Origin of the sequence: Hyphomicrobium sp. (genome assembly GCF_041674905.1) — a bacterium.
Classification (GTDB): Bacteria; Pseudomonadota; Alphaproteobacteria; order Rhizobiales; family Hyphomicrobiaceae; genus Hyphomicrobium_B.
Genome location: NZ_JBAYUV010000003.1, coordinates 32,710 through 56,264, shown reverse-complemented (window position 1 = coordinate 56,264; position 23,555 = coordinate 32,710). Strand labels below are relative to the sequence as shown.

Genomic DNA, 23,555 nt, shown 5'->3' with positions numbered 1-23,555 from the left:
TTCAAAGAAGGGCTTCGCGGATGGCGTCCAGCCCGTCGGTCAGAGCCGCCGGACCAGGTTGCAGAATAAGCGGTGATTTGATCTCGTGAATGCGGTCATTGGCGACGGCGGGGATGTCGTGCCAGCCCTGACGCGTCGAAATCTTGTCCCGCCGGACTTTCTTGCCGCACCAGGAGGCCAGAATCACGTCCGGGGTGCGCGACAGAACATCGTCGGCGGACACGATGCGGTCCTTGGCAGCGGCCGCCGACCGCTTTTCCGCGAAGATGTCGTCGCCGCCCGCGACCTCGATCAGCTCCGAGACCCAGCAGATTCCGGAAATCATCGGATCGTCCCACTCCTCGAAATAGACACGCGGCCGCTGTGTCCGGAAGCGCGTTTCGGCGGCGACAGACCGCACGCGGTCTTCGAGGGTGTGCGCCAGATCGTCGGCTTTGTCCGGACAGCCGATGAGCGCGCCGACGGTGCGGATCATGGCAAAAATGCCGGCCAGGTCGCGCTGGTTGAAGACGTGGACGGCAAGGCCCGCGCGAGCCAGGTCACCCGCGATATCGGCCTGAATATCGGAGAAGGCGAGGACAAGGTCGGGCTCGAGCGCCGCGATTTTCGGGATATCGGCCGACGTGAAGGCCGAGACGCGCGGCTTTTCATGGCGCACCCGCGGCGGGCGGACGGCATATCCCGACACCCCCACGATGCGATCCGATTCGCCGAGGAGATAGAGCGTCTCGACAGTCTCTTCGGTCAGGCAGACGAGCCGGCGGGCAGGAAAATCGCGCATGTTCAGACATTAACAGATATGGTGGCGGCGCTGTACCCGTCCCGCGTCCCCGTCAGGCCCATTTTACCCCTGGCGGGAGGGCCTCGGCGGGCGTCTTGGTCGCACGGCCTTGCACCTACGCCGCACGGCATTGGCAGGGCAAATACAGTACCGATAGAGTGTACTTTTAGCGGTGTCTTGGACGAGAACCACGTGACGCAACAGCAACCCATCCGCTGCGACGCCTGCACGGTCCGCCATCGGGCCGTTTGCGGTGCGCTCAGCCAGAGAGAGGTTGAGCGGCTGAACGCGATTGCGCGGCACCGGACGATACCGCCGGGGCAGGCGATCGTCGGCGACCAGGACCGGGTCGTCTCGTTTGCCAGCATCGTCTCCGGGGTCGTCAAACTGACGAAGACGCTCTCCGACGGGCGTCAGCAGATCGTCGGTCTGCAATTCGCATCCGATTTTCTCGGCCGGCCGTTCCGCGACCGCAGCGTGTACGAGGCGACGGCCGTTAGCGATGTGCACCTTTGCATCTACGACCGGCGGCAGTTCGAGCAACTGGTTCGCGAGTTTCCGGGCTTCGAGCGGCGACTGTTTGAAAATACGCTAGACGAGCTCGATGCCGCTCGCGAGTGGATGTTGCTGCTCGGCCGGAAAAGCGCCGAGGAAAAGGTCGCGAGCTTCATCCTCATGGTCTCAAAGAAGATGAATGGCATCAACGGTCAAGTGAGCGATGGGCGTCCGGAGAAATTCGAGCTTCCCATCACGCGCACCGAGATCGCCGATTTTCTCGGGCTGACGATCGAGACGGTCAGCCGTCAAGTTTCGCGCCTCAAGAGCGAGAAGATCATTGCGCTGCAAGGATTGCGGACTGTCGCCGTCCTCGATGCCGCGCGCCTTGAAGCGGCAAGCAGCGGCTGACCGATAACGTCGCCGGCATTCTCTGACGCGCGCGGAAGCAATCTGAATTAAGCACGGCAAACCGACGGCTCTTGCGCGTCGACCGAGCGGCGATCGCTTCGCAGCTCGTCGGCGAGCCGCTCGATCCCCATCGCGATCTGTTTTTCCGACAGCGATGAATATCCAAACATGAGATAACGGTCGAGATCCGGCGCCGCGCAGGCAATCACGGCCGAGCGCGGCGACAGATCGTAAACGCCGACACCGCAGTTCAAGGCGCGCGAAACGATCTCCGGCGCTGGGGGCAAATGGTTGGGGGTCCGCCACACCATGTGCATTCCGGCTTCGGCTCCGATGGTCGTCCCTTGGCCGAAGTTGCGATCCAGCGCTTGCAGAAGCGCATCGCGCTTACCCAGATAGTGCTGGCGAATTTTTCTGAGGTGGCGCGCGTAGCCGCCGGTGTTCATGAAGTCAGCGAGGACCGCCTGCTCCAGCCACGGCTGCCCGTTGTTCATGAGCGCTTTGTAGCGGCGAGCGGCCGGCATCAGCTCCGGCGGCACGACGACATAGCCGAGGCGAAGTCCAGCTCCGAGACATTTCGAAAACGTGCCGACATAGAAAACGCGGTTGGCGCTATCGAGCGCTTTCAACGCCGCCAATGGCGAGCCGACATATCGGAAGTCGCTGTCGTAGTCGTCTTCGACGATATAGGAGTTCGATTTTACCGCCCAAGCCAGGAGCTCAAGCCTGCGATCCAACGGCAACGTGCAGCCCATTGGATATTGATGCGAGGGCGTAACGTAGACGACAGCGCCGGTGACGTCGGGAAGCTGCGCGACGTCGAGGCCTTTTTCGTCCACCTTGATATGATGCAGGTTGGCGCCGAAAGATTCGAATAGATATGAGGCGCCCGCATACCCCGGCGATTCCACGATCGCATGTGTGCCGGGCGCCATCAGCATTCGACATACGAGGTTGAGCGCTTCCTGACAGCCGCCCGTGATGATGATCTGTTCCGGCTCGGCGATGATGCCGCGAGCGGGCCGCAGATGATCGGCAATGGCTTGCCTGAGTTCGGGAACGCCGGTCGGATCTCTGTATTCCGTCAACGCCGAGCCTGCGCTCAACAACCGCTTGTTGGTCAGGCGCGTCCACGTCCGTAAAGGAAACGAGCGCGGGTCCGGCCGGCCAACCCAGAAATCGATCGCTATTCGGTGTGCATGTTGATTGACGAGCGTGTGGGAGCGAATTTCAGGAAGCCTCGAGCGATCATGCGTGGGCGATCCTGACGGCCTCTTGTGTTCGAGTTCCGTTTGCAGGGCGTGCAGGGCCTGTTCGGGAATTTCCCGCGAAACAAACGTGCCGACCGACCTCGCGGTTTCGATATAGCCCTCGTCGGCAAGGCGGGCGAGCGCCAGCGTGATGGTGATCCGAGAGACCTGAAGTTGCTGGCAGAGATGACGGCTGCCGGGCAGGCGCTGTCCGGCACGAAGCTTTCCGGCGAGGATCATTCCTCGAATTTGCTCAAAGACTTGCATTTGAAGATTGAGCGATGAATCTCGATCGACTTCGAGCGGAAGCTGCACATCGTCCTCCGATGGACCTACAAAAAATGCTCCGATCTTCGGAAGTCTATAGCCACCTGGCCCGGGCGCATAGGTCCATGACCCGCATCATGCATAGGGCCGGTCAAATGCCGCCAGCCGACGCGCAATATCAGATTTAAAAAATGGCAATCGCCGTTAGCCGATTTCCCGCTGGACTTACCAAAATATCCCGGGCCGGAACTACTGAGCTCATCAACTTTACGTCAACATCCGTACACCGCTCATCCAGTCGATTTTTGCGCGAGCTCTCAAAAATCGCACCAAAGGAACGGCCGGACGGACGGTGAGAACCTCGCAGCAAAGAGGTTCGAATAACAATGGCAATTGGAGGAAGTGGTAATGCGCAAACTGATGTTTGCGGCAAGTGTCGCGGCAGCGGCATTAGCCTCGCCAGCCTTGGCGAACGACGACGTGGTCAAGAACCAGGCCAACCCGAATTTCTGGGCCTCGCAATCGGGCGACTACGCCGCCACCCGTTATTCGACGCTTGATCAGATCAACACATCGAACGTTGCTGATCTCAAAGTGGCGTGGACATTCTCGACCGGCGTTCTTCGCGGCCATGAAGGCAGCCCGCTCGTGATCGGCGACGTCATGTATCTTCACACCCCGTTCCCGAACATCGTCTTCGCTCTGAACCTCGCCGACGAGCAGAAGATCATCTGGAAATATGAACCCAAGCAGGACCCGTCGGTCATTCCGGTGATGTGCTGCGATACCGTCAACCGCGGCCTCGCCTATGCCGACGGCAAAATCATCCTGCAGCAGGCCGATACCAACGTCGTCGCGCTCGACGCCAAGACCGGAAAGGAACTCTGGAAGGCGGTCAACGGCGACCCGAAACGCGGCGAAACGGCAACCAACACCGTGCTGATCGTTCGCGACAAAGTCATCACGGCGATCTCGGGCGCGGAGTTCGGCGTGCGCGGATTCGTGACGGCTTACGACTTGAACAGCGGCAAGCGGGTCTGGCGCGCCTACAATATCGGGCCGGACAACGAAATCATGTTCGATCCTGAGAAAACGACGTCCCTCGGCAAGCCGGTGGGCAAGGATTCGTCGCTGAAGACCTGGAACGGCGATCAGTGGAAGATCGGTGGCGGCACGCTCTGGGGCGGCTGGTCCTACGATCCGGAAGCCGATCTCTTCTACTACGGCTCGGCCAACCCTTCGACGTGGAACCCTTCGCAGCGTTCGGGGCCGGATGGCAAACCGATCGATCAGAAATGGACGATGTCGATCGTCGCGCGCAATCCTGACACCGGTGTCGCGAGATGGGCGTATCAGATGACGCCGTTCGACGAGTGGGACTATGACGGCGTCAACGAGAACATTCTCGTTGATCTCGACATCAAGGGAACGAAAACGCCCGCGCTGGTGCACTTCGATCGCAACGGCTTCGCTTACACTCTCAACCGCAAGGACGGCGAGCTTCTGGTCGCCGAGAAGTTCGATCCGGCCACCAACTGGGCAACCGGCATCGACATGGATAAGGCGAGCCCGAACTATGGCCGTCCGATCCGCGTCGCCAAGTACTCGACCTTCCATGACGGCAAGGGCGCCGACTTCAACACCAAGGGCATCTGCCCTGCGGCTCTCGGCTCGAAAGACATGCAGCCGGCTTCGTTCTCGAAGCTGACGGGCTTGTTCTATGTTCCGACGAACCACGTGTGCATGGACTACGAACCGTTCAAGGTTTCCTACACCTCCGGTCAGCCTTATGTCGGCGCCACGCTCTCGATGTTCCCGGCTCCCGATAGCCACGGCGGCATGGGCAACTTCATCGCCTGGGATGCGGCACAGGGTAAGATCGTCTGGTCGAAGCCTGAGCAGTTCTCGGTCTGGTCCGGCGCTCTGACGACGGCCGGCGGCGTTGTCTTCTACGGCACGCTCGAAGGTTACTTCAAAGCCGTCGACCAGAAGGACGGCAAGGAGCTGTTCAAGTTCAAGACCCCGTCGGGCATCATCGCCAACGCGATGACCTACACGCACGGTGGCAAGCAATACGTCGGCGTGATGTCGGGTGTTGGCGGCTGGGCCGGTATCGGTCTGGCGGCAGGCCTGACCAATCCAACCGATGGTCTGGGTGCTGTTGGCGGCTATGCCGGCCTCAAGCAGTACACCAACCTTGGTGGCACGCTGACCGTCTTCTCGCTGCCCTAGCGCTTCCTCCAATAGTGAAGGTCTGCGAGAACTTTGGCCGGCACGGTTCCACGCACCGTGCCGGTTTTTATTGTTACAATGTGCCATGACGACCGTGAACCAAATCCATCTGACCGTATCCGAGATGAACGTCGGCGGGATCGTCGCGATCGGTTCTACGCGGTCTCCGACCGGAATTTTCAAGCGCGCAACTGCCGGGCCTTGGCTTATCACGAACGATGGACTGGTCGACGACCATCAGGGCGACCGGAAAAATCATGGCGGACCCGAGAAGGCGATCCACCAGTATCCGGCCGATAGCTACGCCACGTGGCGTAGCGAATATCCAAGCATGAGTTCGATCCTGGATGAGGGATCGGCCTTCGGCGAAAATCTATGTTTGCCGCTGATGACTGAGGAGAACGTCTGCGTCGGAGATATCTATCGGCTTGGCGGGGTCGTGCTGCAGATCAGCCAGGGCAGACAGCCATGCTGGAAACTCAACCTGAAATTCGACCGGCCCGATATGGCTTGGCTGGTTCAGAAAACCGGACGCACGGGCTGGTACTATCGCGTCATTAAGAGCGGCTCGATTGAAGTCGGTTCAGTCATGGAACTCGTGGAGCGGCCGCATCCGGATTGGACGATCGCGCGTCTCAACACCGTCATCGCCTCTTGTAGCCTCGCACGCGATGATCTGAGCGAAATAGCAGCGCTCTCGCTCCTCTCGGAGTCGTGGCGCAGCCTTGCCCGGCGCCGCCTGCAGTCGCGTGTCGTTGAGAGCTGGTCCAAACGGCTCGGCCAAAACCCGCAAAATTAGCGCAGGGAGGGGGCGCAAGAGCCGTCATTGCTACGGAGGAGGGTTTTGAGTACTTAAGCCGTTGTTCTAATTGGGGGCCTCCGCCAGTCAAAGCACTGTCGCGCCAGCTAAATATCTCATCGAAAAGGTTGGCAGCCGGTTTCTTCTGGTGGGCTCGAATTACGTGTTCCCTCGCGAATACAATCGCGTGATTTCGGAACTCGTGGAACTCTCCGGCAGACAGGTCGTGGACGAATAAGGATCGATCCCGACAGCCACCACACCGAACTTTGGTCGTGTTGACGGTTCCCACCTAACGCGATTAGCTGGCGTCATGTCAGCAATGGCATGCGGAAGAGCCCGGACACATTTCGAATTGCGCCGGCGCCGAAGGAGCAACCGCCCCGGAAACTCTCAGGCAAACAAACCGCATACCAAAGGCACTCTGGAAAGCGGCTAAGCAAATTTCGCGCTTGGCCCACCGAAGGATGTAAGACGAACGCCCTGATTGCGGCGCACCGTCCATGATCTCAGGTCACAGGACAGAGGGGGCTCTTGAACGCGCCATTCCGGCGCATTTGGAGCCGCATGTCCGATGACGTCTGACCCGAGCGATTTTTCCAGGCCGGCCTTGAAGAAGACACCGCTGCACGCCGCGCATTTGGAACGTGGTGCACGCATGGTGCCGTTCGCCGGGTACGAGATGCCCGTTCAGTATCCAACCGGCATCCTTGAGGAGCATGCATGGACGCGGAATCATGCGAGCCTTTGCGACATCAGTCACATGGGACAGGCGATTGTGATCGCCGACGATTGCAAGCATGAGACCGCTGCGACAGCGCTTGAAGCTCTCGTTCCCGCCGATCTCGTTGGTCTAGCACCAGGCCGACAGCGCTACTCGCAACTTCTCAATGCTGCGGGCGGCATCATCGACGATCTGATGGTGACCCGGCCGGAAGCTTCAGACGAAAGCGGCGGGCTCATTCTCATTCTCAATGCTTCGCGCATGGACATCGATTGCGCGCATATCGCCCGGCATCTCCCGAAGGGCGTTCGAATCGAACCGCAATCGGACCTCGCACTTCTCGCATTGCAGGGGCCTGCGAGCGCTGAAGTGTTCGGTGCGATCTGCCCTGACAGCCGCGAACTGTCGTTCATGCAGGCGACGCGCACTCGCGTTGGCCCGTGTAAAGCCTTCGTCAGCAGATCAGGATACACGGGCGAGGACGGTTTTGAAATTTCGGTGGCCGCAAGCGACGCACTGACGTTGTGGCGCACTTTGCTGGCATGCGAAGACGTCCGCCCGTGTGGATTGGGCGCAAGGGATTCTTTGCGCCTAGAGGCCGGGCTCTGCCTTTATGGCCACGAACTGGATGAGGCGACGTCGCCGGTCGAAGCCGGGCTCACGTGGTCGATACCGAAACGCCGTCGGGCGAGCGGCGGATTTCCCGGTGCCGAACGCATTCTCAGAGAAATGACCGGCGAGCCGGAGCGCGTCCGCGTCGGCCTTCAGCCGACAGGCCGAATTCCCGCTCGAGACGGCACAGAAATACGCTCGAAAGCGGGGTCGAAGATCGGCGTCATAACATCGGGCGGATACTCGCCAACGCTTAAGCGACCCATCGCGCTCGGGTACATTTCGGCGGATTACGCGAACGTGGACACACCCGTGGACGTCATGGTGCGGGGCGAACCGCTCGACGCCAAAGTCGTCGCGCTGCCTTTCGTGCCGCACGCCTATAAGCGGGCGACATAGAGTGCTTCCGGAAAAGTGGGAACCGGTTTTCCGATAAGGAAGCACGACAAAACAAAAACCTAGAGCCGATCCGCGATGCAACGAAAAGCGAAACGGCTCTAGACATCAAGGTGGTGGAAAATTTCAACCAAGGAGGGCGGCGTGCTGAAATATACCCAAGAACATGAATGGCTCAAAGTCGAAGGTGACACAGCGATCATCGGCATAACGCAGCACGCAGCGACACAGCTCGGCGATCTCGTGTTCGTGGAGCTGCCGAAAGTCGGTGCGAAGCTCAAGAAAGGTGCCGCCGCGGCCGTTGTCGAATCGGTGAAGACCGCGTCCGACGTCTTCGCGCCGCTTGACGGCGAGGTCGTCGAAATCAATCAGCCCGTCGTTGACGATCCGACAGTTATCTCCGCCGACCCTCAAGGCGGCGGCTGGCTCTACAAACTGCGATTATCCAGCAAGGCCGACCTCGACGGCCTCCTCGATGAAGCCGCGTACGCCAAGCTCACCGCATAGAGGCTATTCCCGCATGTCCGCCGACAAATACGATCCCTATGACTTCGCCAACCGCCGGCATATCGGTCCGAGCGCTAAAGAAATCACCGAGATGCTGGCCGTCGTCGGCGCTCCCGATCTGCACGCCTTGATCGATGCGACAGTGCCGCAATCCATCCGGCAGACCGAGCGCATCGACTTCGGCAAATCGTTGTCGGAAAGGCGCGCGCTCGACAGGCTGAGAGAGACGGCGAACAAAAATCGATTGCTGACGTCATTGATTGGACAGGGCTATCACGGCACGACGATGCCACCGGCGATCCAGCGTAATATTTTTGAGAATCCGGCATGGTACACCGCATATTCGCCTTACCAGCCGGAAATCAGCCAGGGCCGGCTCGAAGCCTTGCTGAACTTCCAGACGCTCGTTGCCGACCTTACGGCGCTCGACATTGCAAACGCCTCGCTGCTCGATGAGGCAACAGCGGCAGCCGAAGCCATGGCCATGGCGCACCGTGTCTCAAAGTCTGAGAAGTCTATCTTTTTCGTCGACCGCGACTGTCTTCCCCAGACGATTGCCGTTATCAAGACGCGCGCCGAACCTTTCGGCTGGCAGGTGAAGGTCGGCGATCCCTTCCACGATCTCGATCCCTCGGACGTATTCGGCGCGATCTTCCAGTATCCCGGCGTCTGTGGCGACTGTCATGACTTCGCTCCGGTGATCGACGCGCTTCATAAAGCTGGAGCGATCGCGATCGTGGCGGCAGACCCGCTGGCGCTCACGCTTCTGAAACCACCTGGCGAGATGGGCGCGGATATCGCGGTTGGATCCATGCAACGCTACGGCGTGCCGATGGGCTACGGCGGTCCGCACGCCGCCTACATGGCAACGCGCGATGAATACAAACGTAGCCTTCCCGGCCGCCTCGTCGGCGTTTCAGTGGATGCACGCGGCAATCGCGCCTACCGGCTGGCGCTGCAAACGCGCGAGCAGCACATCCGCCGCGAACGCGCCACATCCAACATTTGCACGTCGCAGGTGCTACTCGCGGTCATCGCTTCGATGTATGCAGTCTTCCACGGCCCCGCAGGCCTCAGGGCCATCGCTCAGCGTGTCCATCGCGATGCCTGCCGCCTCGCCGACGGGTTGAGCGGATTGGGATTCAAGATCCGGCCGGCGCGCTTCTTCGACACCATCACCGTCGATGTCGGGCCCTATCAAGGTCTCATCTTGAAGAACGCGGTCGATAACGGGATCAACTTGCGTAAAGTCGGCAAAGACCGCATCGGCATCACGGTTGATGAGCGCACAAGGCCCGATACGCTGGAAGCGGTATGGCGTGCTTTCGGCGCATTCGATCTCAGATACAAAGAAGAATATCCGCCCTCGCACCTGCCCGAGAACCTGCTCCGAACGTCGGCTTACCTCACGCATCCGATCTTCCACATGAACCGCGCCGAAAGCGAGATGACGCGCTACATGCGCCGTCTCGCCGATCGTGATCTGGCGCTTGATCGCTCGATGATCCCACTTGGATCGTGCACGATGAAACTCAATGCGACGGCGGAGATGTTACCTATCTCTTGGCCGGAATTCGCGGAGATGCACCCGTTTGTGCCGGCAGATCAGGCCGTGGGCTACAAAGAACTCATCGACGATCTGTCGAAAAAGTTATGCGCGATTACGGGCTATGATGAGATTTCGATGCAGCCCAATTCCGGCGCGCAGGGCGAATACGCCGGCCTCTTGGCGATCCGCGCCTATCATCGCAGCGGCGGCGACGAGAGGCGTTCCGTCTGCCTGATCCCGTCGTCGGCGCACGGAACGAACCCGGCGTCGGCGCATATGTGCGGCATGTCCGTCGTCGTCGTCGGCACCGACAAGAACGGCAACATCGATGTCGAGGATTTCCGCGCCAAGGCCCATGCACATCGCGACCAGCTCGCCGCGTGCATGATTACGTATCCGTCAACACACGGCGTATTCGAAGAGACCGTGCGCGAGATTTGCGACCTCACGCATGAGTGCGGCGGACAGGTCTATATGGATGGAGCCAATCTCAACGCGCTCGTCGGCATGGCGAAACCCGGCGAAATCGGCTCGGACGTCAGCCACCTCAATTTGCACAAGACATTCTGCATCCCGCACGGCGGCGGCGGCCCTGGCATGGGTCCGATTGGCGTCAAGTCACACCTGATTCCGTATTTGCCGGGCCATCCCGAAACAGACGGACGCGAATTCACAATTTCTGCAGCGCCTTACGGCTCGGCGTCGATCCTGCCGATCTCGTGGAGTTACATTCTGCTCATGGGCGGGCGCGGGCTGACGCAGGCGACGCGCATCGCCATTCTCAATGCCAACTACATCGCCAAGCGGCTCGAGAACGCCTACCCGATCCTTTATCGTGGGCGGAACGGCTATGTCGCGCACGAGTGCATCATCGACACGCGGCCGCTCATGGAAAGCGCAGGCGTGACGGTCGACGATATTGCCAAGCGCCTGATCGATTCCGGCTTCCATGCGCCAACGATGAGTTGGCCCGTCGCCGGCACGCTGATGATCGAGCCGACGGAATCGGAAACGAAGGCCGAACTTGATCGCTTCTGCGACGCCATGCTGTCAATTCGTGAGGAAGCGCGCGCCATCGAAGAGGGGCATAGCGACCGCAAGAACAATCCGTTGAAGAACGCGCCGCACACCGTTGAAGATTTGGTTGGCGCCTGGGAGCGGCCCTACTCGCGGGAGGTCGCTTGTTTTCCGCCGGGTGCCTTCCGGGTTGGCAAATATTGGGCGCCGGTAAACCGCGTCGACAACGCCTACGGTGACCGCAATCTCGCCTGTTCGTGCCCGCCAATGGAAAGTTACCTGAAGGCTGCGGAATGACGGATGCCGATGTCTGCTAGTGGGACGAAGCGACCGACAAGTGTCGTTTTGTGATATCGGCCAGGACCGCATCAACGCTCTCGGGAGGCACGTTGACCATTGCGACCGACTTGCACTCGCCAACGGCCCGAGGGTAGCTTATCGAATGCAGCCATAAGACTATGATGGGCTCATTCCGGCGCACACAGATCGTGCACTTGGCGGGTGAGAGCAGGTGAGCCGACGTAAGAACAAATGCGAACGAGTTCGTGCATGTTCTTGTCCGGATATAGTGAGAGAAAAGCGAAATCCGTGAAGCATCGGGCGCATCGGTTTTGTATCGCACCCATGATGGGATGGTCAGATACCCATTGCCGGGTCTTCCACCGTCAGCTGACGACGCATGCGCTTCTCTATACGGAGATGGTCACCGCCGACGCCGTCATCCATGGCGACCGCACGCGCCTTCTCGGCTTTTCCGACGTCGAGCATCCGATCGCATTGCAGCTTGGCGGCTCCGATCCGGCGAAGCTCAGGGAGGCCGCGCGCATCGGCGCCGATCTCGGATATGAGGAAATTAATCTCAACGTCGGCTGTCCGTCCGATCGCGTGCAGGAAGGCCGCTTCGGCGCGTGTCTGATGAGCGAGCCAGAGCTTGTCGGGTCCTGCGTCTCGGAGATGCGCGCGCACCAACCCGTGCCGGTCACCGTCAAATGCCGGATCGGCATCGACGATCAGGACGAGGAAGAAGACTTGCGCCGCTTCATCGAGGTCGTCGCCGATGCCGGATGCACGCGGTTCATCGTGCATGCGCGCAAGGCGTGGCTCAAGGGCCTTTCGCCAAAAGAGAACCGAGAGGTTCCGCCGCTCGATTACGCGCGCGTCTATCGCCTGAAGGCCGCGCGACCCGACCTCGAGATTGTCATCAACGGCGGCATCGAAACGGTTGAGGAAGCCCGCGCGCATCTCGATCACGTCGATGGCGTCATGCTCGGCCGCGCCGCCTATCAAAATCCGGCGATCCTCGCCGACGTCGATCGCCTGATCTTTGGCTTGGACGCGCAAAGCCCGACGCGCGCCGACGCTCTCAATGCGATGCTGCCCTATGTCGAGCAGCACCTGAGCCGCGGCGGCCGCCTTTCAAACGTCACGCGCCACGTGCTCGGCCTCTATCACGGACAGCCGCGTGGCAAGACGTTCCGTCGCCATTTGAGCGAAGGCGCAACCGCCGCGTCAGCAACTGCGGACGTTCTGCGCGACGCCATTGCGGTCGTCGAGCATGGCTCGGCTTATCCCGGCGACCGATCGCGGGCAGCATAAGGATTGCCGATGTTGGCCGCCGTCTCGGGAGACAATCTGGCGGGCTTGCTCATATTGCTTGCCGCAGCGGGTCTTCTCGGAGGTTTTCTTTCCGGACTGCTCGGCATCGGCGGCGGCGGCGTTCTCGTGCCGGTTCTTTACGAAGCCTATGGCGCCATCGGCGTCCCGGAAGATGTGCGCATGCACGTGACGCTCGGGACGACGCTCGGCGTCATCGCTCCGACGGTCTTGCGATCCTTCGCGGCGTTCCGCGCGCGGGGAACGGTCGACTTCGATGTCGTGCGCCGCATGGGGCCATGGATCTTCCTCGGAGTCACGGCCGGTGTCCTGATCGCGGATCACGCCAGCAGCGTCGCCTTGCGCTGGGTCTGGGTCGTTTTCGGAACCGCGCTCGCAATCAAGATGGCGCTCGGCCGCGACGACTGGCGGATCGCCGACAAATTACCCCGTCCGCCGTGGCTCGAAGGCGCGGCCTTCGGCATCGGAACGATCTCGACACTGATGGGCATCGGCGGCGCAAGCTTCACCGTTCCGCTGCTGACACTTTTCGGCAGACCCATTCTGCGAGCCGTTGCGACGGCGACAGGCCTCGGCCCAATCATCGCAATCCCCGGCCTCATCGGTTACGTGATCTCAGGCTGGGGCGAGCCGGGCCTTCCGCCGCTCTCGCTCGGCTACGTCAACGCCGGTGCGCTCTTGATTGCGCCGCTCGGTGTCTTCGCGGCGCCTTACGGCGTGAAGATGGCACACAGCATTCCGAAGCGCGCGCTCGAGTTGGCATTCGCCGCATTCCTCGCCTGCGTCGCGCTGCGCTTTCTGCTGACGCTTATTTAATTGGCGCTGGCGACTCCCCTTCGGTGAGCCGGCCGCCATCGCGGGCTTTGGTTCGGCGCCGGCGGCCGGCTCGCGGAACGCGAGTCGCCGGCGCCAACAAAAAACTACAGCGCCAACTTAGACAGCAATCTTTTGATTGTACTCGCCGACATCCGGGAAGCGCGACAACTGCTGGTCGATGTCCTTGAAGATCGCCTTCATGTTGGCTTCCGACGTCGGACTTTCGACGACGACGACGAGCTCCGGCTTGTTGGATGACGCGCGCACGAGCCCCCACGTGCCGTCCTCCAGCATGACGCGCACGCCGTTGACGGTGATCAGCTCGCGAATGGCCTGACCGGCGACATGGCCTCCGGTGTCCTTCTGGCGCTTGTAGTGCTCGGTGATGCGCTCGACGATGTCGTATTTCTTTTCATCGTCGCAATGCGGCGACATCGTCGGAGAACTCCACGTCTTCGGCAAAGCATCGCGAAGATCGGCGACTGATTTTTCCGGATTGCGATCGAGCATGTCGCAAACGGCGAGGGCCGCGACGAGCCCGTCGTCGTAGCCGCGACCGAGCGGCGTATTGAAGAAGAAGTGCCCGGACTTCTCGAAGCCGACCAACGTCTTGTTCTCGAAGTTGAAGCGCTTGATGTAGCTGTGTCCGGTTTTCCAATAGGTCGTCGTTGCGCCGTTGGCGATGAGGACCGGATCGGTCGTGAACAGGCCCGTTGATTTCACGTCGACGACGAACTTGGCGTTGCGGTGAAGCGAAGAAATATCGCGGGCGAGCATGACTCCCACTTTGTCCGCGAAAATCTCATGGCCATCGTTCGCGACGACGCCGCAACGGTCGCCGTCGCCGTCGAAGGCAAGCCCGACATCGGCGCCGGTCTCGCGAACCTTTTCCGCCACCGCGTTCAGCATCTTCATGTCTTCGGGGTTCGGATTGTGGTTCGGGAAGGAATGATCGAGGTCGGTGTTGAGCGGAACGACGTCGCATCCGACGGCCGACAGGACTTGCGTCGCGAAGGCGCCTGCCGTGCCGTTGCCGCACGCCGCCACGACCTTGAGACGGCGCTTCAGCTTCGGCCGGTCGGTCAATGATTTAATGTAGCGCTCGGCCATGTCGGAAACGAAGATGTAGCGGCCGCCGGTTCGCGTTTCAGAGTCGCCGTTGAGAACGATCGATTTCAGCTCCGACATATCGTCGGGTCCGAATGTCAGCGGCCGCGACAGACCCATCTTGATGCCCGTCCAGCCATTGTCGTTATGGCTGGCGGTGACCATCGCCACGCCTTCGACGTCGAGTTCGAATTGCGCGAAGTACGCCATCGGTGAGAGCGCAAGGCCGATGTCATGCACTTCACAGCCGCCCGCCAGAAGTCCGGTCATCAGCGCTTGCTTGACCGCGCCGGAGTACCAGCGATAGTCGTGCCCGACGACGATGCGTCTGGGAACGCCGCGCCGCGTGAACAGCGTCGCCATGCCGAGCCCGACGGCATTGAGACCCATGAGGTTGATCTCGTCCGGGAACAGCCAGCGCGCGTCGTACTCGCGAAAGCCGGTCGGCTTGACCAGCGGCAGCCTTTCGAAATCAGCGGTGTTGGGTTTCAGGTCGGCACGAGGCTTCGGCAGCATGCAATCTGTTCCTTTAACGGCGTTCCGCCGCCACGACCGGGACCGATCGCGCGGAACGCGCAATAGCGAACGGTCTAATGGCGTCGGGGTGAGAGACTTAGAGGAACTACTCCTGGAGCACCAGGGTTCCGCCCCGCATTTCGACCCGGGAAAGTCGTCCTAAAAATGACATTCCGAGGAGCGTGCGGTCGGATTTCCCCCGTTCGGAGACGACGGCGGGGACGTTGCGGACCGTGATGTCTCCGATCGTCACACGCGAGATCGTTACCGGCGCGACGCGAGCGGTTCCGTTGGCCGTTTGCGCGACGTGCGTGAAATCTCCGGGCTTGACGTAGATGCCGAGGCGCTGGGCATCGTCGTAGGTGAGCGCCACGAGGGAGGCTCCGGTATCGACCATGACGTCGACGGTGCGCCCGTTGATCTCGGCTTCCGTCTGGAAGTGGCCGTAGGCTCCGGCCGGGAGCGAAACCGTGCCGCTTCTCGCGGCGGGCATCTCGGGTCTTTCGCGGACGTCTGCCGATTTGTCGGCTTGGACATTGTTTTGAGTGTCACCCGCAGTTTCGAAAAGACGGCTCGCCAGGCCCGCGACCACTCCCGGATGCGTCAGCGTGTAAGCAAAGCCGGCAGCGCCTGCGGTCGCGAGCGCAAGGGAGGCAAAAAGACTGACGGTTGCCGAAGACATGTCGAAGCTCCGAGCCTCATGACAGGGCGCGTAAAGCGCTGGCTATTGCCGCAGCGTAATGAACTCTCCGGCCACCTGATAAGACGTGAGACGCCTTAAGAAACTCATACCGAGCAAGCTTTCGTTAAGGGTTCCGGGCTTGGCGACGAGGGCTTCGACGTCGTCGATCGTTAGTTGGCCGACGCGGACCGACTTGAGCCGGACCGGGGCGAGATAGCTTGTGCCGTTCGCCGTCTTGAGCGGCGTATCGAATGTCATATGGCTGACATCGATGCCGGCTTTCTCGGCATCGCTCTGGCGCAGCACCACTGTCGCCGCGCCGCTGTCGACCAGCATTTGCACGACCTGGCCATTGATCTCGGAGTTGGCGACGAAGCCGTCGTCCATTTTACGAATGCGCACCGACGCGGGAGCAGACGCTGCCGCGAATGGCGCATCGATCTCGCGATCACCCTGGGCGGCTGCGAAAAAATTCTTGATGATCGGAGCCGGATCGACACGCGTCGTGATCGCGCCGACAACGGCGATGACGCCGAGCGCGATGATCGCGGGCAAGCGCCCCGACCGGCGTTCGTTGCTATGATGCGACAGCAGATAAAGCAGGATCAGCGCGCCGATGACAGTAATGGCGATTGGCGGCCCTTGCATGGCTTCAAAGCTCGAGCCGCTGAGAACCATGAACAGCAGCGCTCCGCCGAGCGCGACGATCGCCGATATGAGAAGCGCGAACATCGGGCCTTACAGTCCTCCGCTGGCGCGATACGGCGTTGCCGCCCCATAAGGTGAAGCGGCGCGCATCCGCGGTTGCCGCGCGGGCCGTGGCGCTGGATCGCGATGACGTTCCTGACCGAGCGGCTGCAGCGGCGTGATGATCTGCAGCACGCGCTGGTGCGGCAGCGTCACCGTCACTTCCGTCCCTTTGCGCAACTCCGACTGCAGATCGAAGGTCCCGCCATGCAGGCTGATGAGGTTCTGGACGATCGGCAACCCGAGGCCGGTGCCACCTTCCGCCGTTTCGTGGGCGAGCGAGCCTTGTCCGAAGGCTTGCAGCACGCGCGGAATTTCGTCTTTCGGAATGCCCGGCCCCGTATCGGCGATGGTGACGAACTGTCCGCCGTCTGACGTGTGGCCGACGGTCAGCGTGATGCGCCCGCCGCGCGGCGTGAACTTCAGCGCGTTGGAAAGCAGGTTGAGGCAGATCTGGCGCATGGCGCGAGGATCGACCCACACATGTGCGAGGTCCGGAGCGAAATCTTCGACGATCTGAAGGGACTTGGCGTCGGCTTTGATCTTGATCAGACGCTCGCAGTCTTCCGCGATGTCCGTCAGACGCACCGTTTCTTCATGCAGGTCGTAGCGCCCGGCTTCGATCCGCGACAGGTCGAGAATTTCGTTGATGATGCCGAGAAGGTGGTTGCCGCTTTCGTAGATATTGCGCGCGTAGTCGCGATAGGTGTCGCTGCCGATCGGGCCAAGAATTTCTTTCTCCATGACCTCGGAAAAACCCATGATCGCATTGAGCGGGGTCCGAAGCTCGTGGCTCATCGTCGCGAGGAAACGGGACTTGGCCTTGTTCGCGGCCTCCGCACGCCGCCGTGCTTCATCCGATATGGCGCTCGCTTCCTCGAGTTCTGAAATCAGGCTGTCTTTTTCCGCACGGTATTCGACCATCGCAAGCGCCGTCGAATGCAGACCCTGAGACAGATAGACGAAAAAGACATGGATACCGACCGCCATCGAGGCGAGCGCGAAATAAAACGGATCGCCAAGCATGAACAGCCGCCCGGTGACGGCCAGCGTCATCGGCACGGTTCCGGCGAGAAAAACGTGCGGCAGCGTCGATGAAAACGTCATGCGGATCGCGAGCACGACCATCAGCGTCGCGAAAATGAAGACGTGCGAGGAAAACGTCGCGGACAGCGAATGCGCCGTCGGAGTGCTCGCAATGCCGATCAGCGCGAACGCGGCAAGCGCCAATCCGTTGATGGTCTCGATGCGGACGAAGTGGCGGCGCCATTGCCCGACGTTGACATCGGCGCGCGGGATGGACAGCAGACGCCGGCATTGGTCGAGCATGTAGACGCGCGAGATCGACACGATCGCGATCCACATCGTCGCTTCCATGAGCGACGCCCAGAACATCGAGGCGATATAGAAGATAAAGCACAGGGCCGGCATGGCGAACGGCGCGCTGGTCTCGTTGCGCGCGAACATTGTCAGGAGTTCGTATTCGAACTCGGGCTTGTGCGCGGTGCCGTGGGTGAGCCTGTCGCGGAACGAGCGCAGCTCGTCGTCGAGCTCTCTGCGGTGAGGCGCGCGCGTCTGGCGCGAACGACTCGTTTCGACGCTGTCTGCGTTATCGTCCATACTGAAAGCGCATACCCAAAGACGTGCCGCAGCAACCCAACGCTCGCGACCTCCCGTAAAGTGGCGGTAATTCGTTAATGCAAGGCTTAAAGCCGTGGCGATGCAGAGAAAAACCGGGGGGTGGCGGCAGTGGTCACGGGCTCGGCGGCTGAAAGCGGTCCGATTGGCGGCGCTGGTGGCCCTGGCGCTTGCGCTGGCGTTTCTGCAACGGGGGCGGGGCGCGAGACATGCCAACCCCGGCGAACCGTTTCCGGCGAACGTCAGCGGGCGCGCTCAGCCAATCGACGGCGACAGTCTTCGGGTCGGCGGTCATGAGGTGCGTCTCAAGGGCATCGACGCGCCGGAGGGGCGGCAGACCTGCCGGCGGAACGGCGCGCCATGGCGCTGCGGAGATGCCGCGCGGGATGCTTTAAGCCGGATGACCGGCGGCGAAACAGTCGCTTGCGACGTCAGCGAGAGAGATCGGTTCGGCCGTCTGCTGGCGACCTGTCGTGTCGGCGATCGCAACCTCAACGCCGCCATGGTCGCGGCCGGGATGGCGGTCGCCTATGGCGGCTACGAACGCGAGCAAGCGGCGGCAAAATCCGAACGCCGGGGGATTTGGAATAGCGAATTCGAGATGCCGCGCCGGTGGCGCGACGAAAACAATGACACACGCGCGAGGTGAGAATTCATGCGTATCATCGAAACAAAACGCGCGCCGAACCCGCGGCGCGTCTCCATCTTTCTCGCCGAAAAGGGCATCGACGTCCCGCGCGAGGAGCGCGATCTGATGACCGGCGACCTTCGCCATGACGACTTCTCTGCGCTCAATCCCTGGCAGCGTGTGCCGGTGCTTATTCTCGACGACGGCACCGCCATTTCGGAATCCGTCGCCATCTGCCGCTACTTCGAGGAACTCCATCCCGAACCCCCGTTGTTCGGAACCGGCGCCGTCGGCAAGGCCGAGGTCGAAATGTGGAACAGGCGTGTCGAGCTCGGCCTGTTCGGCGCCGTCGCGAGCGTCTTTCGCCATCTCCATCCGAGGATGGCGCATCTCGAAATCCCGCAGGTGACGCCCTGGGGCGAGGCGAACAAGGACAAGGTCGAAAACGAGTTGAAGAAGCTCGATCGCCGGCTCGCCGACAGCCGCTTCATCGCCGGCGAGCAGTTCTCGATCGCCGACATCACGGCGTTGGTTGCGACCGATTTCATGAAGCCGGCCAAGCTGGCGGCTCCCGACGGGCATGCTCATGTCACGCGCTGGTACCGCGAGGTCGCGGCGCGGCCGAGTGCCTCAGCCTAGGGTTGGAAACTGAAAAATATTTCCAACATTTTTATTGACTCGCGTCTCTCGAAAAATATTAATCTCAGTTTGAAGGTTTAAATAAAAAGCATATTCCGGAGATGCCGTAATGTTAGATGAAATGGATATTAAAATCCTGCGCATTCTGCAGGAGGATTGCACGCGGCCGGTCGCTGATATCGGCAAGGAGGTCGGGCTCTCGACGACACCCTGTTGGCGTCGCGTCCAGAAGCTCGAAGAGGCGGGCGTCATTCAGCGCCGCGTCGCCATTCTCGACGCCCACCAGATCAATGCCGGTGTGACCGTCTTCGTCTCCATCAAAACCGACAAGCACTCGCTGACGTGGCTTGAGAAATTTCACACCGCCGTCGCCGAATTTCCGGAGGTCGTCGAATTCTATCGCATGTCGGGCGACATCGATTATCTCCTGCGTGTCGCCGTTCCCGACATCGCCGCTTACGATGCCTTCTATAAGAAGCTGATCTCGCGCATCGACATCGCGAAAGTCTCTTCGGCCTTCGCCATGGAACAGATCAAGTATACGACCGCGCTGCCGTTACAGTTCGCCTTGCCGGGGGCGGTGGTAAAGCCGGAACGCGTCGAAGCCTGAGCCGGACGCCCGATCAGGTTTTGCGTTTGGCTCCAAGACGCGCGATCAGGCTCGATGTGTCCCAGCGGCCGCCGCCTTCCGCCGCAAGCTCGGCGTAGAAACTATCGATGAGGCGCGTCGCCGGAAGCTCGGCGCCGTTGGACGCGGCCTCGCCAAGGCAAATACCAAGATCCTTACGCATCCAGTCGACTGCGAATCCGAAGTCGAACTCCCGGGCGTGCATCGTCTTCCAGCGGTTTTCCATCTGCCACGACTGCGCCGCGCCTTTGGAAATCGTCGCGATCAGCGCTTCGATATCGAGGCCCGCGCGTTCGGCGAAATGGATCGCTTCCGCTAAGCCCTGCACGACGCCCGCAACCGCGATCTGGTTGGCCATCTTCGCGAGTTGACCTGAGCCCGACGCGCCCATGCGCCGGACACTGCGCGCGAACGCGGCGATCAATGGTTCGGCGCGGGCGTATGCGGCTTCATCACCGCCGGCCATGACCGTCAATGCGCCAGCCTCCGCGCCGGACTGTCCGCCGGAGACGGGGCAATCGAGAAAATGCAATCCGCGAGCTTCGGCCGCCGCGGCAAGCTCGCGCGCGATCTGCGCCGACGCCGTCGTGTGGTCGATGAAAATCGCGCCCGGGCGCATCGACTGGAACGCGCCGTCAGGACCTGTCGTGACGCTGCGCACGTCGTCGTCATTGCCGACGCAGGCGAATACGGCGTCGCAATCGCGCGCGGCTTCGGCGGGCGTCGAGGCCGTTTCGCCACCGAACTGCTCCTGCCATTTCAGGGCTTTCTCGGGCGAGCGATTATAGACGACGACATCATGACCGCCGCGCGTCTTGAGATGCCCCGCCATCGGATAGCCCATGACGCCGAGCCCGAGCCATGCCACCTTTGCCATGCCGTCATTTCTCCTGCGTCGTTCCGAGCCTATTTCGGATCGCGTTATACAGCGGATCGTACGCCACGCACGTCGCGGCGAAACGACATGCTGCAGGCGAGGGCGAGAGCGCCGGACGATGAGGCGAATGCTCTAGTCGCGGTCGTCGGGAGAAGTACTGTCGAAGCCTGAGCCGCTGCGGGTCGGTACGCCGCTGACCGTGCAGACGGCATCGTCGCCCCGATCGCGCACGCAATCAACGTGCCTGCGCTCGGCCAGACGCCAGTGTGAAAATTCCGGCCCGAAACGCTTGGCGGCTTTGTCGCGCCAGGCTTCGATGGCGGCGCGGCGCGCGTCCTGCTCGCGCACACCATAGGGCACGCTGCGGTCGGGAGCGCTCGCGGTCGCTTCGAGCAGGCCGTTTGCGGGCGAACCGGCAGGCCGCGCTGGTTCGCCGGTAGACGGCGGCGGACGGTGGTCGGCAGGCGTATAGGCATCGCCCTGATCGTCTTGTTCTGGTTGGTCGATCTGGCCTGCAGGCGGAGAGCGTCGCGCATCGCCGCGATAGGTGGGCACGGCGGCCTGCTCGCCGCCTTCGCCCGGGACTGCGCCGCTGCGCTCGGATGATGTAGCCCGTCCCGAGTTTTTGGCCGGAGAGTTCTCGGTGTCGCTTCCCGCCTGGTTCTGCTGTCCATAGGGCCGGTACGTATAGGTGCTGTCGGCGGCTTGCGCCCAAGACGGCATGATGCCCGCCAAAAGCAGCAGCGCGAACGTGGACATTGAAGGACGGCGAGACATTCGGGATGCTCCACAAGCAGGCATTACGGGTCCGAGTGAGAACGCGCGCCAAATCTCCTGGCGCCGGTCCCATGGCGCGCTTGAGTTAAAACTGAAGGGCGTCGTTAGGGAATATTCAGCTTGCTTTACTCCATCGCCGAGATGCCGCGGAGATTAGCAACCGGGCTGTGCTATGAGCCTCGACGATCCCAACCACAAGCGCTGCAAAAGCGGCGGAATTGAAGACATTCTAATGTCCAAGCTCTTGCCCGTCACCTATAGCGACATCGTCCGCGCCGCCGACGCGATCCGAGGCGCCGTCATCGAAACACGGTTCCAGCCCAGCCGGACGCTCAGCACACTCCTCGATGCCGACATCTGGCTGAAGTTCGAGAACCTGCAGTTCACCGCCTCCTACAAGGAGCGCGGCGCGCTGAACAAGCTGCTTTCTCTTACGGGCGCGGAGCGCGACGCGGGTGTCATCGCCATGTCGGCGGGAAACCACGCGCAGGGCGTTGCCTATCACGCGCACCGTCTCGGCATTCCGGCGACCATCGTGATGCCCGCCTCGACGCCGACGATCAAAGTCGAGAACACGCGCAGCCACGGCGCGACCGTGCTTCTCGAAGGCCAGACCCTCGAAGATGCATCGCAGTTTGCGGTCCGCTACGGGAAAGAGCACGGGCTGACCTTCGTGCATCCCTTCAACGATCCTGTCGTCATCGCAGGGCAGGGAACGGTCGCGCTGGAGATGCTCAACGCCACGCCCGATCTCGATACCTTGATCGTGCCGATCGGCGGCGGCGGATTGATTTCGGGAATGGCGATCGCGGCGAAAGCGATCAACCCGAAGATCAAGGTCGTCGGCGTCGAAGCGCAGCTCTATCCCTCGATGCTCAACGCCGTGAAGAAATCGTCGCTTCCCGTCGGCGGCGACACGCTTGCCGAAGGCATCGCGGTGACGCTGCCCGGCGACGTGACGAAATCCATCATCGAGGCGCTCGTCGACGACATTCTGCTCGTGTCCGAAGCCGACATCGAGCGCGCCGTCGCGCTGCTCATCAACATCGAGAAGACGGTCGTCGAAGGCGCGGGCGCGGCAGGTCTCGCGGCGCTGCTCGCCGCCAAGCGTCTGTACAAGGGTCGCAAGATCGGCCTGGTGCTCTGCGGCGGCAATATCGACACGCGCTTGCTCGCAAGCGTCCTGACACGCGAGATGGCCCGCGAAGGACGCCTTTCGCGATTGTCGATCGATCTCCCCGACCGGCCGGGCCAGCTTGCGCGCGTCTCGGGCCTCATCGGCGGCGTCGGCGCGAACATCCTCGAAGTCTATCACCAGCGGATATTCACCGACGTTCCCGCCAAGGGCACCGAATTGAACCTCGTCATCGAGACGCGCGACCGGGCGCATTTGGATCAGGTCGTGGCCGGTCTGAAAACCGGCGGCTATTCAGTGCTCGTCAAAGGCTCGGGGTCGGGCGCGCTATGATGGCGAACGCCCTAAAGAAAAAAGCCTTACGCTGATTGAGCGTAAGGCTGAGTCGGATCGGGTCGAGGGGATCGGGCCGTGAAAATCTTGAACAAACTTACCTGGAGGCGGAAGTGGTAACGCTCGCGGGGGAGGAATCGGGTGCCGCCAGCGCGAGCGTGCCGAGCAAAATCCCGCCGGAGGTCAGGAAGCAGAGCGCCATGCTCAAGCGTGTCAGCTTGTCCGCACGTGCGTTCCGGTCATGGGCGGCTTTGAGATCCATTGTCGGTGCCTATCTCGTCGTGCCTATCTCGTCGTGCCTGCGTCAGTCGCCTGTCTTCGCTCCAACCAAGTAAGGTTCTTGTAACCGAGTTTGGCCTGCCGGTCGAAGAGGAACTC

21 protein-coding genes and 2 riboswitches are annotated in these 23,555 nt (G+C 61.5%); of the genes, 13 read left to right on the top strand and 8 right to left on the bottom strand.

Annotated features, from left to right (window positions below):
- Nucleotide 1: 1 nt before the first annotated feature.
- Nucleotides 2–781: a cobalamin-binding protein gene (locus tag WC026_RS02005; RefSeq protein WP_372709132.1), complete on the bottom strand. Its 780-nt coding sequence runs from the start codon at nucleotides 779–781 to the stop codon at nucleotides 2–4.
- Between the two features lie 192 nt (nucleotides 782–973).
- On the opposite strand from WC026_RS02005, the gene WC026_RS02000 reads away from it, so the two are divergent.
- The gene (locus WC026_RS02000) at nucleotides 974–1,687 is read left to right on the top strand and encodes a Crp/Fnr family transcriptional regulator (protein ID WP_372709131.1); all 714 of its coding nucleotides are present in this window, start codon (nucleotides 974–976) and stop codon (nucleotides 1,685–1,687) included.
- Between the two features lie 47 nt (nucleotides 1,688–1,734).
- Here the strand turns inward: WC026_RS02000 and WC026_RS01995 are convergent, their stop codons facing one another.
- Complete coding sequence (locus WC026_RS01995) at nucleotides 1,735–3,252, bottom strand: PLP-dependent aminotransferase family protein (RefSeq protein WP_372709130.1); 1,518 nt, start codon at nucleotides 3,250–3,252, stop codon at nucleotides 1,735–1,737.
- A 360-nt stretch (nucleotides 3,253–3,612) separates the two neighbouring features.
- Here WC026_RS01995 and WC026_RS01990 point away from each other — a divergent pair, with 360 nt between their 5' ends.
- The 8 genes from WC026_RS01990 (at nucleotide 3,613) to WC026_RS01955 (ending at nucleotide 13,470) form a co-directional block, all read left to right on the top strand.
- The gene (locus tag WC026_RS01990) at nucleotides 3,613–5,436 is read left to right on the top strand and encodes a methanol/ethanol family PQQ-dependent dehydrogenase (RefSeq protein ID WP_372709129.1); all 1,824 of its coding nucleotides are present in this window, start codon (nucleotides 3,613–3,615) and stop codon (nucleotides 5,434–5,436) included.
- An 85-nt stretch (nucleotides 5,437–5,521) separates the two neighbouring features.
- On the top strand, nucleotides 5,522–6,235 hold the full coding sequence (locus WC026_RS01985; RefSeq protein WP_372709128.1) for an MOSC domain-containing protein: 714 nt from the start codon (nucleotides 5,522–5,524) through the stop codon (nucleotides 6,233–6,235).
- A gap of 70 nt (nucleotides 6,236–6,305) precedes the next feature.
- Entirely contained in the window at nucleotides 6,306–6,473 is a 168-nt protein-coding gene (locus tag WC026_RS01980; RefSeq protein WP_372709127.1) for a transporter substrate-binding protein, read from the top strand.
- An 82-nt stretch (nucleotides 6,474–6,555) separates the two neighbouring features.
- Nucleotides 6,556–6,654: riboswitch (glycine riboswitch) on the top strand.
- Between the two features lies 1 nt (nucleotide 6,655).
- A riboswitch (glycine riboswitch) is annotated at nucleotides 6,656–6,764 on the top strand.
- Nucleotides 6,765–6,809: 45 nt separating this feature from the next.
- A complete protein-coding gene (gcvT, locus tag WC026_RS01975) occupies nucleotides 6,810–7,970 on the top strand; it encodes a glycine cleavage system aminomethyltransferase GcvT (RefSeq protein ID WP_372709126.1) in 1,161 nt (386 codons plus the stop codon).
- 141 nt (nucleotides 7,971–8,111) lie between these two features.
- Complete coding sequence (gene gcvH / locus WC026_RS01970; RefSeq protein ID WP_372709125.1) at nucleotides 8,112–8,474, top strand: glycine cleavage system protein GcvH; 363 nt, start codon at nucleotides 8,112–8,114, stop codon at nucleotides 8,472–8,474.
- A gap of 13 nt (nucleotides 8,475–8,487) precedes the next feature.
- Nucleotides 8,488–11,337 carry an aminomethyl-transferring glycine dehydrogenase gene (gene gcvP, locus WC026_RS01965; RefSeq protein ID WP_372709124.1) on the top strand — a complete coding sequence of 950 codons (2,850 nt, stop codon included), beginning with the start codon at nucleotides 8,488–8,490 and terminating at the stop codon, nucleotides 11,335–11,337.
- A 291-nt stretch (nucleotides 11,338–11,628) separates the two neighbouring features.
- The gene (gene dusA, locus WC026_RS01960) at nucleotides 11,629–12,636 is read left to right on the top strand and encodes a tRNA dihydrouridine(20/20a) synthase DusA (RefSeq protein WP_372709123.1); all 1,008 of its coding nucleotides are present in this window, start codon (nucleotides 11,629–11,631) and stop codon (nucleotides 12,634–12,636) included.
- A gap of 9 nt (nucleotides 12,637–12,645) precedes the next feature.
- Nucleotides 12,646–13,470 carry a sulfite exporter TauE/SafE family protein gene (locus WC026_RS01955; RefSeq protein ID WP_372709122.1) on the top strand — a complete coding sequence of 275 codons (825 nt, stop codon included), beginning with the start codon at nucleotides 12,646–12,648 and terminating at the stop codon, nucleotides 13,468–13,470.
- A 117-nt stretch (nucleotides 13,471–13,587) separates the two neighbouring features.
- On the opposite strand, the gene WC026_RS01950 is transcribed toward WC026_RS01955, so the two are convergent.
- The 4 genes from WC026_RS01950 to WC026_RS01935 all read right to left on the bottom strand — a co-directional run bounded on the left by WC026_RS01950 (nucleotide 13,588) and on the right by WC026_RS01935 (nucleotide 18,142).
- Nucleotides 13,588–15,093 carry a phosphomannomutase/phosphoglucomutase gene (locus WC026_RS01950; RefSeq protein ID WP_372709121.1) on the bottom strand — a complete coding sequence of 502 codons (1,506 nt, stop codon included), beginning with the start codon at nucleotides 15,091–15,093 and terminating at the stop codon, nucleotides 13,588–13,590.
- 106 nt (nucleotides 15,094–15,199) lie between these two features.
- Complete coding sequence (locus WC026_RS01945) at nucleotides 15,200–15,775, bottom strand: TIGR02281 family clan AA aspartic protease (RefSeq protein WP_372709120.1); 576 nt, start codon at nucleotides 15,773–15,775, stop codon at nucleotides 15,200–15,202.
- Nucleotides 15,776–15,817: 42 nt separating this feature from the next.
- Nucleotides 15,818–16,507, bottom strand: coding sequence for a TIGR02281 family clan AA aspartic protease (locus tag WC026_RS01940; RefSeq protein ID WP_372709119.1), 690 nt, complete (start codon nucleotides 16,505–16,507; stop codon nucleotides 15,818–15,820).
- A 6-nt stretch (nucleotides 16,508–16,513) separates the two neighbouring features.
- A complete protein-coding gene (locus WC026_RS01935; RefSeq protein ID WP_372709118.1) occupies nucleotides 16,514–18,142 on the bottom strand; it encodes a sensor histidine kinase in 1,629 nt (542 codons plus the stop codon).
- A 100-nt stretch (nucleotides 18,143–18,242) separates the two neighbouring features.
- On the opposite strand from WC026_RS01935, the gene WC026_RS01930 reads away from it, so the two are divergent.
- From WC026_RS01930 to WC026_RS01920, 3 genes are all read left to right on the top strand, one after another.
- On the top strand, nucleotides 18,243–18,809 hold the full coding sequence (locus WC026_RS01930; RefSeq protein WP_372709117.1) for a thermonuclease family protein: 567 nt from the start codon (nucleotides 18,243–18,245) through the stop codon (nucleotides 18,807–18,809).
- Between the two features lie 6 nt (nucleotides 18,810–18,815).
- Nucleotides 18,816–19,427: a glutathione S-transferase family protein gene (locus WC026_RS01925; protein WP_372709116.1), complete on the top strand. Its 612-nt coding sequence runs from the start codon at nucleotides 18,816–18,818 to the stop codon at nucleotides 19,425–19,427.
- A 109-nt stretch (nucleotides 19,428–19,536) separates the two neighbouring features.
- Nucleotides 19,537–20,037, top strand: coding sequence for an Lrp/AsnC family transcriptional regulator (locus WC026_RS01920; protein WP_372709115.1), 501 nt, complete (start codon nucleotides 19,537–19,539; stop codon nucleotides 20,035–20,037).
- 13 nt (nucleotides 20,038–20,050) lie between these two features.
- On the opposite strand, the gene WC026_RS01915 is transcribed toward WC026_RS01920, so the two are convergent.
- Complete coding sequence (locus WC026_RS01915) at nucleotides 20,051–20,932, bottom strand: NAD(P)-dependent oxidoreductase (RefSeq protein WP_372709114.1); 882 nt, start codon at nucleotides 20,930–20,932, stop codon at nucleotides 20,051–20,053.
- A gap of 132 nt (nucleotides 20,933–21,064) precedes the next feature.
- Nucleotides 21,065–21,709, bottom strand: coding sequence for a hypothetical protein (locus WC026_RS01910; RefSeq protein WP_372709113.1), 645 nt, complete (start codon nucleotides 21,707–21,709; stop codon nucleotides 21,065–21,067).
- Nucleotides 21,710–21,941: 232 nt separating this feature from the next.
- Between WC026_RS01910 and WC026_RS01905 the strand changes: the two genes are divergently transcribed.
- Nucleotides 21,942–23,177, top strand: coding sequence for a threonine ammonia-lyase (locus WC026_RS01905; protein ID WP_372709112.1), 1,236 nt, complete (start codon nucleotides 21,942–21,944; stop codon nucleotides 23,175–23,177).
- Nucleotides 23,178–23,555: the final 378 nt, after the last annotated feature.